14 protein-coding genes are annotated in these 13,633 nt (G+C 68.7%); 12 read left to right on the forward strand and 2 right to left on the reverse strand.

All coding sequences use genetic code 11. The annotated features are described in order from the left end of the window. The first annotated feature begins 83 nt into the window (after window positions 1-83). The 5 genes from E0H45_RS38305 to E0H45_RS38325 all read left to right on the forward strand — a co-directional run bounded on the left by E0H45_RS38305 (window position 84) and on the right by E0H45_RS38325 (window position 3,704). Window positions 84-611, forward strand: coding sequence for a COG4315 family predicted lipoprotein (locus E0H45_RS38305; protein WP_131346958.1), 528 nt, complete (start codon window positions 84-86; stop codon window positions 609-611). 55 nt (window positions 612-666) lie between these two features. Next, on the forward strand, window positions 667-1,200 hold the full coding sequence (locus E0H45_RS38310) for a sigma-70 family RNA polymerase sigma factor (RefSeq protein WP_202872719.1): 534 nt from the start codon (window positions 667-669) through the stop codon (window positions 1,198-1,200). Beyond that, on the forward strand, window positions 1,193-1,870 hold the full coding sequence (locus E0H45_RS38315; protein ID WP_131346959.1) for an anti-sigma factor family protein: 678 nt from the start codon (window positions 1,193-1,195) through the stop codon (window positions 1,868-1,870). The genes E0H45_RS38310 and E0H45_RS38315 overlap by 8 nt, the downstream gene beginning before the upstream one ends. Before the next feature lie 30 nt (window positions 1,871-1,900). After that, window positions 1,901-2,992, forward strand: a complete 1,092-nt coding sequence (locus E0H45_RS38320; RefSeq protein ID WP_131346961.1) for a threonine aldolase family protein — start codon at window positions 1,901-1,903, stop codon at window positions 2,990-2,992. A 148-nt stretch (window positions 2,993-3,140) separates the two neighbouring features. After that, complete coding sequence (locus tag E0H45_RS38325; RefSeq protein WP_131346963.1) at window positions 3,141-3,704, forward strand: dihydrofolate reductase family protein; 564 nt, start codon at window positions 3,141-3,143, stop codon at window positions 3,702-3,704. Here E0H45_RS38325 and E0H45_RS38330 read toward each other — a convergent pair. Then, window positions 3,697-4,602, reverse strand: coding sequence for a M56 family metallopeptidase (locus E0H45_RS38330; RefSeq protein ID WP_131346965.1), 906 nt, complete (start codon window positions 4,600-4,602; stop codon window positions 3,697-3,699). The two genes, E0H45_RS38325 and E0H45_RS38330, sit on opposite strands and share 8 nt — an antisense overlap. Then, window positions 4,599-4,991, reverse strand: a complete 393-nt coding sequence (locus E0H45_RS38335) for a BlaI/MecI/CopY family transcriptional regulator (RefSeq protein WP_130387628.1) — start codon at window positions 4,989-4,991, stop codon at window positions 4,599-4,601. Before E0H45_RS38335 ends, E0H45_RS38330 begins: the two co-directional genes overlap by 4 nt. An 84-nt stretch (window positions 4,992-5,075) precedes the next feature. On the opposite strand from E0H45_RS38335, the gene E0H45_RS38340 reads away from it, so the two are divergent. From E0H45_RS38340 to E0H45_RS38370, 7 genes are read left to right on the forward strand one after another with little or no spacing between them, the layout of a single operon-like run. Continuing rightward, a complete protein-coding gene (locus E0H45_RS38340) occupies window positions 5,076-6,479 on the forward strand; it encodes a cytochrome ubiquinol oxidase subunit I (RefSeq protein ID WP_131346967.1) in 1,404 nt (467 codons plus the stop codon). A gap of 10 nt (window positions 6,480-6,489) precedes the next feature. Continuing rightward, complete coding sequence (gene cydB / locus E0H45_RS38345; protein ID WP_131346969.1) at window positions 6,490-7,488, forward strand: cytochrome d ubiquinol oxidase subunit II; 999 nt, start codon at window positions 6,490-6,492, stop codon at window positions 7,486-7,488. After that, entirely contained in the window at window positions 7,485-9,110 is a 1,626-nt protein-coding gene (gene cydD, locus E0H45_RS38350) for a thiol reductant ABC exporter subunit CydD (protein WP_131346971.1), read from the forward strand. The genes cydB and cydD overlap by 4 nt, the downstream gene beginning before the upstream one ends. Further along, window positions 9,107-10,720 carry a thiol reductant ABC exporter subunit CydC gene (cydC, locus tag E0H45_RS38355; protein ID WP_131346973.1) on the forward strand — a complete coding sequence of 538 codons (1,614 nt, stop codon included), beginning with the start codon at window positions 9,107-9,109 and terminating at the stop codon, window positions 10,718-10,720. Before cydD ends, cydC begins: the two co-directional genes overlap by 4 nt. Before the next feature lie 43 nt (window positions 10,721-10,763). Then, a complete protein-coding gene (ftsY, locus tag E0H45_RS38360; RefSeq protein WP_202872720.1) occupies window positions 10,764-11,963 on the forward strand; it encodes a signal recognition particle-docking protein FtsY in 1,200 nt (399 codons plus the stop codon). Between the two features lie 60 nt (window positions 11,964-12,023). Continuing rightward, window positions 12,024-12,431 carry a YciI family protein gene (locus E0H45_RS38365; protein ID WP_131346975.1) on the forward strand — a complete coding sequence of 136 codons (408 nt, stop codon included), beginning with the start codon at window positions 12,024-12,026 and terminating at the stop codon, window positions 12,429-12,431. Next, the gene (locus E0H45_RS38370) at window positions 12,409-13,620 is read left to right on the forward strand and encodes an RNA polymerase sigma factor (RefSeq protein ID WP_131346977.1); all 1,212 of its coding nucleotides are present in this window, start codon (window positions 12,409-12,411) and stop codon (window positions 13,618-13,620) included. The genes E0H45_RS38365 and E0H45_RS38370 overlap by 23 nt, the downstream gene beginning before the upstream one ends. Window positions 13,621-13,633 lie beyond the last annotated feature (13 nt).

Consider the following 13,633-nt stretch of genomic DNA (forward strand, 5'->3'; position numbering starts at 1 on the left):
ACGACGATATCGCCTGTCTTTGAACCGATCGGCGGTTCGGCACGTGTGGCGGGTGACGTTCGGACCTGACCGAGGAGCCTGGGATGAAGTCTTTGACGAAGCGTGTGATGAGTGGGTTGGCAGTCGGTGTGTTCGGCCTGGCAGGGCTGACGGCGTGCGGCAGTGACGACTCGCCCGCGGGCGCGGCGCCGAGCAGTTCGGCCGGCAGTTCGCCGAGCGCGGCCGCGGTGAAACTGGCCACCGCGACGGTCGGCGACTACGGCAAGGTCATTGTCGACGGCAACGGACGGACCGTGTACGTGTTCGACAAGGACACCTCCGGTACGTCGAACTGCTCGGGCGACTGCCTCGCCAAGTGGCCGGTGGTGCCGGCCGGTGACGGCACACCGCAGCTGGACGGCATCGACGCGTCCCTGGTCAGCACCGTCACCCGCGCGGACGGCAGCAAGCAGCTGGCCATCAAGGGGCTGCCGCTGTACCTGTTCGCCAGCGACAGCGACGCCGGCGAGGCCAAGGGTCAGGCTGTCGGCGGTGTCTGGTGGGTCGTCGGAGCGGACGGTCAGAAGATCACCACCAAGCCGGGTGGTTCCGGCAATGGCGACGGTTACTGATCTGGCTGGTGCTGTCGTGGTGTGGGCGCCCGCTGATCCCGGTATCGTGCGGTCGGTGGCTGACAACCCAGGGCCGCACGACGCCGAGACCCTGATCCGGGCGCTGTACGCCGAACACGGCCGCAGCCTGCTCGCTTACGCGACCCGTCTCACCGGAGACCGGGCCGCGGCCGAGGACGTCGTACAGGAGACGCTGCTGCGGGCCTGGAAGCACGCGGACGACCTGACCAGCGGCAGAGGGTCGGTGCGGGGCTGGCTGCTGACGGTGGCGCGCAACCTGGTCACCGACCGGGCGCGTGCTCGTGCGGTGCGGCCGGCCGAGGTGGCGGACGTGGTGGACAAGCCACCGGTCACAGGCGACCACTCCGAGTCCGTGGTGAACACCATGGTGGTGATGGACGCGCTGGACAAGGTGTCGCCCGAGCACCGCGAAGTACTCGTGCAGCTGTACTACCGCGGCCGGTCCGTCGCGGAGGCTGCCAAAGAGCTGGGTGTTCCACCCGGTACCGTGAAATCGCGTTCGTACTACGCCCTCCGAGCTCTGCGCGCGGTGATGGCAGGGAGTTCAAGGGAGGTGTCCTATGAGTGAGCACGACCGTACGCAACTGGGCGCCTACGCCCTCGGCGCTCTGGAGCCGGCCGAGGCAGCGGCTGTCGACGAGCACCTGGCCACCTGTGCGGAGTGCCGCGCGGAGCTGGCTGAGCTGACCGAGATGAAGGACTTCCTGGGAGAGGTGCCACCGGAGGCGTTCCTGGAGGGACCACCCGAGGGTGGCGACCTGTTGCTGCAGCGCACGCTGCGGGAGGTCCGCGAGCCCGAGGTACAGGCTCCGCCCAAGCGGCGGTCCCGCTGGTTGCTGATCGCGGCCGCGGTTGTCGTGGTGGCTGGTGCGCTCGGCGGAGGCGTCGTACTGGGCCGGGCTACTGCACCGGACGCCGATCAGCCTGTCGCCGGCTCCAAGCAGGTCACGACGTCCGACACGACCACGGGTGCCACCATGGCCGCCACGGTAGAGCCACGGGCGGGCTGGAGCTGGGTGAAGGTACAGGTGAGCGGTCTGAAGGCCGGAGACCAGTGCGAGATGGTCATCACCGACAAGTCTGGCGCGCGCTGGGTAGCGGGCAGTTGGCTGGTGTCGGAGAAGGCTGCGAAGAGCGGGAGTGCGTTCGGCGGCGGTGTGCTGGTTCCGCCCGACCAGGTGCGTTCGGTGGAGATCAGGACCGTGCAGGGAAAGCATGTGGTGACAGCCACGATCTAACCCCGTTGAGGGGCGCGAGAGGATGGAGCTGTGGCTACTACCTCCGAGGACCTGCGAGAGCGCCGGAAGAACGCGGCGGACAACTGTGAGCGCTGGCTGTCCCAGCGGCGGGTGCCGGCAGCGGACCGGCTGCGGCAGCTCGCAGATGTCGCAACGGACGACCTGGTCGATGTCTACGGCAACGGTGGTGAAGTAGCCGCGCTGGAGCAGGAGGTGGCCGAGCTGCTGGGAAAGCCGGCCGCGGTGTTCCTGCCGACCGGCATCCTGGCCCAGCAGGGCGTGCTGCGGGTGTACGCCGACCGCGCGGGCACCAGCCGGGTAGCGGTCCACGGGCTCGCGCACCTGCTGGTGCACGAGCTGAACGCGCTGGAAGAGGTGCACCACCTGCGTATCGAGCGGCTGACGTCAGAACCGCGTCAGCCGCGACCGGACGAGTTGGCCGCGATTCCGGGCAAGCTGGCCGCGGTGACGGTGGAGCTACCGCTGCGTGATGCGGGGTTCGTGCTGCCGACCTGGGACGAGCTGGTTGTGTTCTCCGAGTCCTGTGCGGAGCGCGGCGTACCGCTGCACCTGGATGGTGCGCGGCTGTGGGAGAGCACGCCGTACCTGGAGCACAGCCTGGCTGAGATCGCTGCGCTGGCGTCGACGGTGTACGTGTCGTTCTACAAGGTGCTGGGCGGTATCAGCGGTGCAGCGCTCGCCGGGCCCGAGGACGTGATCGCAGAGGTACGGCGGTGGCAGCGGCGACTCGGCGGCAACCTGTACTCGCTCTTCCCGTACGCCGTGTCCGCGCGCAACGGCCTTCGGAACGTACTGCCGCTGATGGACGACCTGCACCAGCGGGCCGTCGAGGTCGCCATGGCCTTGCAGAGCGAAGGATTCCGGGTCTTCCCGGAGCCCCCGCACACCAACTCGTTCCGGGTCTACGCGCCGCGCGCCGCGGAGTCGATCGAGCAGGCTGCGGTCGAACGGATGGAGCGGACGCACGAGTCGCTGTGCGGTCCGTGGCAGCCGGCCGACGTACCGGGCTGGTCGTGGGTCGAGCTGGTGATGACGCCGGCGTCGCTGGAGTGGCAGGTCGACGAGATCGCCAAGGCGTTCGGGGAACTTCTGGCGCACTGAGATCGTCAGGCACTGTGTTGGGTGTGGGGATCTGGGGAGAGAAGTGCTGACATTCGTCGTCACCATGGTGGTTCTGCTGGTTCTGTCGGGGCTGGTGCTCCTGGCTGTAGCACGGGGTGAGGGAAAACATTTCGGGTAGCCTCGCTGGATGAGGCGGCTGATCTTCCAGGAGTACGTGACGCTCGACGGGTACGCCGCGGGGCCGGACGGTGGGCTGGAGTTCTTCGACGCCATCAGCTCGCAGCCGGACAACGACAACCTCGAACTGCTCGAGAGTGTCGACACGATGCTGCTGGGCGCCGAGACGTACCGGTTGTTCGCCGCGTTCTGGCCGACCGAGGCGTCGGCCGACGAGCCGATCGCCGAGAAGCTCAACGCGTTGCGGCTGGTCGTGGTGTCGACGACGCTGGCCAGTGCGCCGTGGGGTCCGTACGAGCCTGGTCTGGTGGTCCGGGACCTGGATGCGGTGCGTGCGCTGAAGGCAGAGCAGACCGGCAAGGACATCATCCTGTGGGGCAGCATCACGCTGTTCCAGTCGTTGCTGCGGGCCGGGCTGGTCGACGAGGTGCAGCTGCGGATCTGCCCGATACTGCTGGGGGTGGGGAAGAGCGCCTTCCCGTCCGGTGGTGGTTCGCCAGTGGGCCTGGAGTTGATCGAGGCGCGTCCGTGGGGTGCGGGCGGCGTACTGGTGCGGTACCGGCCGGCTAGCTGACCGCGTCGACGATCGCCTTCACGATCGGTGCGGCGATGGTGATCGTCGGCAGGATCAGGAGTGCGGCCGCGGCGGCGTACGTGACAGCGGAGAGCCTGGACTCGTTGGGGGCCGGGCCGGCCAGGCGTTGCACTCTCAGGACCGTTGAGGACTTGGCCGCTGCCAGGGCAGCCTCTGGTGCAGGTGAACCGGCGAGCGCGACCAGCGCACGCGCCAGTGGGCGTGGACCGTTGCGGCGGCGAGCGTCGTCGTCGGCGAGCAGTTCGACCAGTGTGCGTGCCTGCTCCAGCGCAACGTCGCTACGTACCCAGCGTGGGAAGGCGTGGTGCAGCGCGGTGAACTCCTCCAGCACCAGGTCGTGCCGCGCTCGCAGGTGCGCCTGCTCGTGCGCGAGGACAGCCTTCAGCTCGCTGTCGTCCAGCCGGTCCAACGCGCCAACGGAGACGACGACCCGCGCGCCACGCAGCGCCGGCAGACAGTAGGCCAGCGGCGTCTCCTCCGCCAGTACTCGCAGTCCTGGGATCAGCCCGTCCGGTGTGGCCAGTACGTCGACCAGATCGCGGTGCCGCTTGCGCCGTGACCGCGTGCCGACCGCTACGCGTCCGATCGCCCACAGCAGCCGCACTACGACCAGCGCGACCATGGCGAGGATCGCCGCGGCCACCAGGTCCCGTGCCGACGACGGATCGAACCGTGGCTCACCAGGCCGCCCAGCAATCGAGTAGGACAACGCGATACCGGCACCCAGAGCAGCTAGTACGGCGGCCAGTGCGATCGCCTGCCACAGGATGACTGCGGCGCGGGGGACCCGGTAGGGCCAGTCGGAACGAGCCAGCAGTGCCGGTGCGGGGCCGGTGAGTACCAGCGCCAGAACGGCCAGCAGGACCGGGGTGGTCACCCCGTCTGCTCCTGGTCGTCCAGCTTGGAGAGAGCCTCGCGGAGCAGTGCCGCTTCCTCGTCGGACACCTGACCAACGAAGCGGACCAGGGCCTCGCGCCGGTCGCCCGCACGGTCGAGTGCGTCCCGCATCAGGTCGGCGGCCAGCTCCTCACGTGGCGCGGCGGCCCGGTAGCGCCAGGCTTTGCCGTCGCGCTCGCGCTCGGTCAGCTTCTTCTTCGCCAGCCGGTCCAGAACGGTCATCACGGTGGTGTAGGCGAGCTCACGGGTGCCGGCCAGCCGCTCGTGCACCTCACGCACGGTCAGCGCGGCCGGCGCTGCCCAGAGCTGCTCCATCACCAGGCGTTCCAGGTCGCCCAGGGGGCGTGGTCCCTTCTCCTCACTCGCCACGTGACCAGTATAACTACACGTCGTAGTAGATCCGCGCTAGCATCTACTACGACACGTCGTAGATGGGCTGGGGAGGCCTTCCCGATGGACACCCTGGATCTGGCGCGGTGGCAGTTCGCGATCACCACCGTGTACCACTTCTTCTTCGTGCCGGTGACGATCTCGCTGGTCGCGATCACCGCCGGCCTGCAGACCGCCTGGTACCGGACCGGGAAGGAGAAATACCTCCGGCTGACGAAGTTCTACGGGAAGCTCTTCCTGATCAACATCGCGATGGGTGTGGTCACCGGCTTGGTGCAGGAGTTCCAGTTCGGGATGAACTGGAGCGACTACTCGCGGTTCGTCGGCGACGTGTTCGGCGCCCCGCTGGCGCTCGAGGGGCTGCTCGCGTTCTTCCTCGAGTCGACGTTCATCGGTCTGTGGATCTTCGGCTGGGAGCGGTTGCCTAGGTTGGTGCATCTGGGCTGCATCTGGATGGTGGTGCTCGGCACGCAACTGTCGGCGTACTTCATCCTCGCGGCCAACTCGTGGATGCAGAACCCGGTCGGCTTCCGCTACAACGCTGATCGTGGTCGCGCGGAGCTGACGGACCTGTGGGCGGTGCTGACCAACAAGGTCGTGCTGGTCACCTTTCCGCACACGATCTTCGCCGCGTTCATGGTCGGCGGCGCGTTCGTGGCCGGTGTCGCGTTGTGGCACCTGGTACGGCGTCCCACGGTCGACAAGGACGTGTTCCGGTCGGCGCTGAAGATCGGCGCGTCCGTCGTACTGGTGGCCAGTGTCGGCGTCGCGATCAGCGGCGACCTGCAGGGCAAGGTGATGACCGAGGTGCAGCCGATGAAGATGGCGGCGGCCGAGGCGCTGTACGAGACCGAGAAGCCGGCGTCGTTCTCGGTGTTCACCGTCGGCACGCTGGACGGTTCGAAGGAGATCTTCTCGATCAAGCTGCCGTACCTGCTGTCCTTCCTCGCCACCGGGCACTTCGACGGTGAGGTGAAGGGGATCAACTCGCTGCAGGACGCGTACGAGCAGCTGTACGGGCCGGGGTCGTACAAACCGAACATCCCCCTGACCTACTGGACCTTCCGGTTGATGATCGGCGTCGGGATGGCGTCGGCCGCGATCGCGCTGTGGCTGTTGTGGACCACGCGCCGCGGCCGAGCTCCTACCCGCTGGCTGGTCTGGCTGGCGGCCCCGTTGCCGTTACTGCCGCTGGCGGCGAACACGTTCGGCTGGATCTTCACCGAGACCGGTCGGCAGCCGTGGCTGGTGTTCGGTCTGTTGCCGACGGCGTCGGGCGTCTCGCCCAGTACGACCAGCGGCGAGGTGATCACGTCCCTGGTCGGGTTCACCGCGCTGTACGGCGTACTCGCGGTGGTCGAGACCAAGCTGCTGCTGCGGACGATCCGGGGCGGCCTGGCCGGGACGGACGCGCCGCCGGACACGGCTCCGGACCAGCCCGACAAACCACTGTCGTTCGCGTACTGAGGGGCGTCTGATGGAACTGACGACTGTATGGTTCGTCGCGATCGCGACGCTGTGGACCGGGTACTTCGTGCTCGAGGGCTTCGACTTCGGGGTCGGGATGCTGTACCGCGTGCTGGGCCGGAACGAGCCCGAACGACGCGCCGCGATCAGCACGATCGGCCCGGTCTGGGACGGTAACGAGGTCTGGCTGATCATGGCCGGCGCGGCCACGTTCGCGGCGTTCCCGGAGTGGTACGCGACGTTGTTCAGCGGGTTCTACCTGCCGTTGTTCGCGATCCTGGTGGGACTGATCCTGCGCGGCGTCGCACTCGAGTACCGCGGCAAGCGGGACGAGCCGGTGTGGCGCGCGCGGATGGACGCGATGATTGTCATCGGCTCGGTGCTGCCGGCCTTGCTCTGGGGCGTTGCCTTCGGCAACATCGTGCGCGGTGTGCCGCTGGATGCCGACCACGAGTACGTCGGCAGCTTCGGGACCCTGCTCAACCCGTTCGCGCTGCTCGGCGGCCTGACCTTCGTCGCGGTGTTCGTCACCCACGGCGCGATCTTCCTTGCGTTGCGGACCACCGACGACCTGCGGGTTCGCGCCAACCGGCTTGCCACCCGCACCGGTGTCGTTGCCGCGGTGCTGACGATCGCCTTCCTCGCCTGGGCGCAGGCGTTGCGCGGCGACACCGTCTCGGTCGTTGTGACGATCGCCGCGGTCGTCGCGTTCGCCGGCGGCCTGGTCGCGAACCTCTTGCGCCGCGAGGGTTGGGCCTTCGTCGGTACGACGCTCGCGATCGGACTGGCCGTGGTGTCGTTGTTCGTCGCGCTGTTCCCCGACGTGATGCCGTCGACGCTGGATCCAGGGTCGACGCTCAGCGCAGTCGAGGCAGCGTCCTCGGCGTACACGTTGAAGGCGATGACGATCATCACGGCGATCTTCTTCCCCCTGGTGCTGGTCTATCAGGGGTGGACGTACTGGGTGTTCCGCAAGCGCGTCACCGTTGAGCCAGTGGCGGTGTCGTGAAGCCGCTCGACCCGCGGCTGCTGAAGCGCGCCCGTGGTGCCCGGGTCTTCCTGGCCGCGTCGGTACTGATCGGTGTCGCGAGTGGTGCGCTGATCATCGTGCAGGCCGTGCTGCTCGCACACGGCATCGCAGGCGTCGTACTGCGGGGCAGCGGGGTGACCGCCGTGGCCTGGGGGCTGGCTGCAGTCGTTGCAGGTCGGGCGTTGCTGGTGTGGGCGCAGGACGTGGTCGCACAACGCGCAGCCGCCGCAGTGAAGTCCACTCTGCGGCGGCAGGTGCTTGAGCACTCGCTGAAGCTCGGACCGGTCTGGCTGAGCGGTGAACGCAGCAGTGCGCTGACAACTCTGCTGACAAAGGGCCTGGACGATCTGGACCCGTACTTCGCCCGCTACTTGCCACAGCTCGTCCTAGCCTCCACCGTGCCGGCAGGCGTGATCGGCTGGATGGCAACCGGCGACCTGATCGCTGCCGGCACAGTGCTGATCACCTTGCCGCTGATCCCGATCTTCATGGCACTGATCGGCTGGGTGACGCAGGCGCGTAGCAGGCAGCGTCAGCACGCGCTGGCTGTGCTGGCGCATCACTTCGCGGATGTGGTCGGCGGACTGACCACACTGAAGCTGTTCGGCCGCGCGAAGTCGCAGGAGCCTGCGGTACGACGGGTTACCGACCAGCACCGCGCGGCGTCGATGGGGAGCTTGCGGCTGGCGTTCCTGTCGTCGTTCGCGTTGGAGCTGTTGGCGAGCCTGTCGGTCGCATTGGTTGCTGTCGGCGTCGGTCTTCGGCTCGTTGACGGGAAGCTCGGACTCGAGACTGCGTTGATGGTGCTGATCCTGGCGCCGGAGGCGTACCTGCCGTTGCGACAGGTCGGCATGCAGTTCCATGCGAGCGCGGACGGGGTTGCGGCGAGCGAAGAGGTGTTCCGCGTGCTGGAGACGCCACTGCCTGCACGTGGCGAGCGCACCGACGTACCCGATCTGCGGGTGAGCCCGCTGTACCTGTACGACGTGACGGTCAGCTACCCGGGGCGGGATGTGCCGGCGCTGGAGGGGTTCGATCTGGAGTTGCGGCCGGGTGAGGTGGTGGCGCTGACCGGGCCGAGTGGCGCTGGGAAGTCGACGGCGCTGGCTGTCCTGCTCGGGTTCGTTGAGCCCGAGCGCGGTGTCGTCGTCGCTGCAGGCAGTGCGGCGGATGAGTTCGATCCGGTTGCGTGGCGGCGGCAGTTCGCGTGGGTGCCGCAGCGTCCCGGGCTGCGGCTGGGGACCGTGGCCGACAATGTGCGGCTGGGCCGGCCGGATGCGTCAGACGACGAGGTCCGCTTGGCACTCCTGGCTGCTGGCGCTGCCGACCTGCTTTTGGACAAACCGGTGGGGGAGCAGGGCCAGCAACTCTCAGGCGGTCAGCAACGCCGGGTCGCACTCGCCCGTGCGCTCCTCACCGACGCCCCCGTGCTGCTGCTCGACGAACCAACCGCCGGTCTCGACGCCGACACGGAAGCGTCCGTCATCACCGGTCTGCGCTCCAGCGGCCGCACAGTCCTCATGGTCGCCCACCGCCCAGCCCTGATCGCCGCGGCCGACCGCACGGTCACCGTAGGCGCCCGAGAGTTGGTGAACGCATGAAGAGCCTGCAACTAGCTCGGCCGCAGCGCGGCGTGATGTGGAGGCTGTGGTTGGCGCTCGTGCTGGGCGTCGCGGCTGCCGGGTCAGCTGTTGCTCTGCTCGCTACGTCGGCCTGGCTGATCACAGCAGCCTCGGCACAACCACCTGTGCTGCTGCTGATGGTCCCAATCGTCGCAGTTCGTGCCTTCGGTGTCGGGCGAGGCGTCTTCCGGTACGTCGAACGACTCGTCGGACACGATGCGGCGTACCGGGTGCTGGGTGAGACCCGCGCTCGCATCACCGGGCGTCTGGAGAAGCTCGCACCACTCGGTTCGCAGCGGAAGGGTGATCTGCTCGCCCGGCTCGTGTTGGACGTGGATGCGGTCCTCGACCTCTGGCTGCGAGTCCTCCTGCCCGTTGCGGTCGCAACTGTCACAGCAGCCGCCACGGTGGGCCTCCTCGCGCTGCTGCTTCCAACAGCCGGTGCCGCTGTCGCGCTGGCGGTCCTGATCGCGTGCACCGTCGTACCGTGGCTGACTGCCCGGACCGCCGAGCGAGCTGAGCGCAACCTCGCCGGCGCCCGTGGCGACGTCGCAGCGACCACCACCGAGTCCCTGCTCACCGCGGCCGATGTGGTCGCCTTCAACGCGATCGACTCGGTGCTGGACGACTTCAGCCGCCGCGACGCTCACCTGGCCGCCGCCGAACGCCGGTCCGCCTGGAGCGCCGGCCTAGGCAGCGCCCTGCTCGCCCTGTGCGTCGGGGGCGCCAGCGTGGCCGCGCTGGTCCTCGGCAGTACGGCGAACATCACCGGTGCTGTCTTCGCCGTACTCGTCCTCACCCCGCTCGCTCTGGCCGACGTACTCGGTGGAATCCCGGCAGCCGCCCAGCTGGCCATCCGCGTACGGGCGTCCCTCGACAGGGTGCAGGAACTTGTAGACACTCCAGCGCCGGTCACCGAGCCGACCAAGCCGCTGCCCCTGCCAACCGGACGCGACCTGCAGGTGAACCTGCTGCGAGCCGGGTACGACGGCCCGGACGTACTGGATGGACTCAGCCTGGACATGCCGGCCGGGAGCCGTGTGGTGATCACCGGCCCGAGCGGCTCGGGCAAGAGCACGCTGGCCTCGGTCCTGCTCCGGTTCCTCGAGCCGCGTGGGGGAGAGGTACTGCTGGACGGTGTTGACCTGGCCAAGCTCGAAGGCGATCAGGTGCGGTCCGTCGTCGGGTTGCTGACCCAGGAGAGCCACGTGTTCGACACGAGCATCCGGGAGAACCTGCTGCTCGCGAAGCCGGGCGTCAGCGACCTGCAGCTGTGGAAGGCGCTCTACCGGGCGCGGCTCGGGCTGCTCGTCGAGAAGCTGCCGGAGGGCCTCGACACCATGGTCGGGGAGCACGGTGCGCGGCTCTCGGGTGGTGAGCGCCAGCGGCTCGCGTTCGCACGGCTGCTGCTGGCCGATCGCGACGTACTGGTCCTCGACGAGCCGACCGAGCACCTGGACGAGGAGACGGGGCGGGCGCTGCTCGCCGACCTGTTCGCGGCGGCGGGCGACCGGACCGTGGTTCTGCTCACTCATCGCCCCGAGTTGATGCCCACTCACGTACCGCGACAACTGGTTTGCCTGACGTGACAAATGCGGGCGGCGGGCCGGGCGTCTGTCAAGATGGGGAACCGTGACCTCACAGCTCGTTTCTCTGCTCACCGACCAGGCTCTCATCACGATCGTCGTGGTCATCGCGGTCGTTCTGGTCGTCGGAACCACCGGCCTGGTCGTCGCGCGGCGCCGCCGCGCCGAGCTGCCGCCGGACGCTGCGAAGCCCGCCGTGGAGTCCGCCGAGGCCGCCGAGCCGAAGGTCGGTGACGACGCGGAGGAACCGCGGGACACCCCGACCCGGACGCTCGAGGACACCGAGCTGCCGGAGCCCGCGGCCGCCGTGGAGACGCTCGAGAAGCCTGAGTCCGCGCAGGGCCGGCTCGTTCGGCTCCGCGCCCGCCTGGCGCGTTCGCAGGGCTCCCTCGGCAAGGGGCTGCTTGCGCTGCTCTCCCGTGACAAGCTCGACGAGGAGGCGTGGGAGGACATCGAGACCACGCTGATCACCGCGGACGTCGGTGTGGCGCCCACGCAGGAGCTGGTCGAGAAGCTTCGCACCCGGATGCGGGTCGAGGGCGTCGGCGCCGCAGAGGCCCGGGAGATCCTCCGCGAGGAGTTGGTGGCGCTGGTCGACCCGTCGCTGGACCGCTCGCTGAAGGTGAGCCGCAAGGACGGGCAGCCTGCGGTCATCCTGATGGTCGGAGTGAACGGCACCGGCAAGACCACGACCGTGGGCCGGCTGGCCCGGGTGCTGATCGCCGAGGACAAGCACGTCGTCCTCGGTGCCGCCGACACCTTCCGTGCGGCCGCCGCCGATCAGCTGCAGACCTGGGGTGAGCGGGTCGGCGCCCGCACCGTCCGCGGACCCGAGGGCGGCGACCCCGCGAGCATCGCGTTCGACGCGGTCAAGCAGGGCATCGAGGAGGAGGCCGACGTCGTCCTGGTCGACACCGCGGGCCGCCTGCACACCAAGACCGGCCTGATGGACGAGCTCGGCAAGGTGAAGCGCGTCATCGAGAAGTCCGCCGAGGTGGACGAGGTGCTGCTGGTCATCGACGCCACCACCGGTCAGAACGGCCTCACCCAGGCCCGCGTGTTCGCCGAGGTCATCAACGTCACCGGCCTGGTGCTCACCAAGCTGGACGGTACGGCGAAGGGCGGCATCGTGATCGCGGTGCAGCGCGAACTCGGCGTACCGGTCAAGCTCGTCGGCCTCGGTGAGGGTCCGGACGACCTGGCCCCGTTCGAGCCCGAACAATTCGTCGACGCTCTGCTGGATTGATGTAGAGAACCGGTCACCGGCTCCGTCTCAGGGTAAAGACTCAACAAGGAGGAGACTCTGATGACCAAGTTCATGCTGCTGATGAACATGGATGGCGGCAACAGCGACACCCCGATGCTGGAGTGGGACGAGGCCGACATGAAGGCCCACATGAACCACCTCGGCGAGGGCATCGAGCGACTGCGGAAGAGCGGCGAGCTGGTCGAGGTCCAGGGGCTGACCTGGCCGTCGCACGCCAAGGTGGTGCGGGCGGCCAGCGTGACCGCGCCGGTGCTGACAGACGGTCCGTACGCCGAGTCGAAGGAGGTCCTGGCCGGCTACACGATGATCGACGTGGAGTCGGAGGAGCGGGCCTACGAGATCGCGGCGTGGCAGTCCGCCGCCCCTGGACCCGGCGGCGTACCGCTCGAGCAACCGATCGAGGTCCGCCGGGTGATGGAGTCGGATGCCGATCTCCACGACTTCTGAACCGGACGGCGAGCTCGAGGACCTGCTGCGGGAGTTGACGCCGCGGGTCCTCGGCGCCGTCGTGCGCTGGTCCGGTGACTTCGCCGCGGCCGAGGACGCGGTCCAGGAGGCGCTGCTCGCAGCAGCGACCACCTGGCCGCGGGACGGCCGGCCGGACAATCCGAAGAGCTGGCTGATCCAGACGGCGTCACGGCGGCTGATCGACGAGGTCCGCCAGCAGCAGGCCCGTCGGCGCCGCGAGGAGCGGGCGGCGCTGCGGGAGGTGCCGGCCGGCGAGGTCGAGGAGCACGACGACACGCTCCGGCTGCTGTTCCTGTGCTGCCACCCGACCCTCACGCCGGCCTCGGCGATCGCCCTGACCCTGCGGGCGGTCGGCGGCCTCACCACGGCCGAGATCGCCACGGCGTACCTCGTTCCTGAGGCGACGATGGCGCAGCGCATCAGCAGGGCGAAGTCGAAGCTCAAGGGCTCCAGCTTCGAGCTGGACGCCGACCCGGACCGGCTGCGCAACGTGCTGCACGTGCTGTACCTGATGTTCAACGAGGGCTACACCAGCACCAGTGGCCCGGAGCTGCACCGCAGCGACCTCTCCAGCGAGGCGATTCGTCTGACTCGCGCCGTCCGGACTCAGCTGCCGGACGACGGACAGGTGACCGGACTGCTCGCTCTGATGCTGCTGACCGACGCCCGTCGCACAGCGCGGACCGGTAAGGGTGGGGAGATCATCCCGCTGGCTGATCAGGACAGGGCGTTGTGGGACCACGACGCCGTCACAGAGGGCGTGGCGCTCGCGGTCGAGGCGTTCAACACACCCCCGCTGGGCGAGTACCAGATCCAGGCAGCAATCGCTGCACTGCACGACGAGGTGGACCGCGCCGAGGACACCGACTGGCCGCAGATCCTTGGGCTGTACGGCCTCCTCGAAGACCTGTCCGGCAACCCGATGGTGAAGCTCAACCGGGCGATCGCGGCCGCCATGGTGGACGGACCGGACGCCGGCCTGAAGCTCCTCGCACCGCTGGACGACGAGCTGGCCGGCCACTACCGCCTCGACGCCACCCGCGGACACCTCTACGAGATGCGCGGCGACCACGAGACCGCCGCCGAGCACTTCCGGGCGGCGGCCCGCGGTACGACGAGCTTGCCGGAACGCGACTACCTGATGACCAAGGCCGCGTCGCTGAGTTAGGTCCTGTCTGGTG

Origin of the sequence: Kribbella soli, assembly GCF_004331345.1 — a bacterium.
Taxonomy (GTDB): domain Bacteria; phylum Actinomycetota; class Actinomycetes; order Propionibacteriales; family Kribbellaceae; genus Kribbella; species Kribbella soli.

Excerpts from the sequence above, each read along its gene's own strand:
- E0H45_RS38305 (WP_131346958.1), top strand. The coding sequence starts at position 84 with ATGAAGTCTTTGACGAAGCGTGTGATGAGTGGGTTGGCAGTCGGTGTG.
- E0H45_RS38315 (WP_131346959.1), top strand. The coding sequence starts at position 1,193 with ATGAGTGAGCACGACCGTACGCAACTGGGCGCCTACGCCCTCGGCGCT.
- E0H45_RS38325 (WP_131346963.1), top strand. The coding sequence starts at position 3,141 with ATGAGGCGGCTGATCTTCCAGGAGTACGTGACGCTCGACGGGTACGCC.
- E0H45_RS38340 (WP_131346967.1), top strand. The coding sequence starts at position 5,076 with ATGGACACCCTGGATCTGGCGCGGTGGCAGTTCGCGATCACCACCGTG.
- cydB (WP_131346969.1), top strand. The coding sequence starts at position 6,490 with ATGGAACTGACGACTGTATGGTTCGTCGCGATCGCGACGCTGTGGACC.
- cydC (WP_131346973.1), top strand. The coding sequence starts at position 9,107 with ATGAAGAGCCTGCAACTAGCTCGGCCGCAGCGCGGCGTGATGTGGAGG.
- E0H45_RS38365 (WP_131346975.1), top strand. The coding sequence starts at position 12,024 with ATGACCAAGTTCATGCTGCTGATGAACATGGATGGCGGCAACAGCGAC.
- E0H45_RS38370 (WP_131346977.1), top strand. The coding sequence starts at position 12,409 with ATGCCGATCTCCACGACTTCTGAACCGGACGGCGAGCTCGAGGACCTG.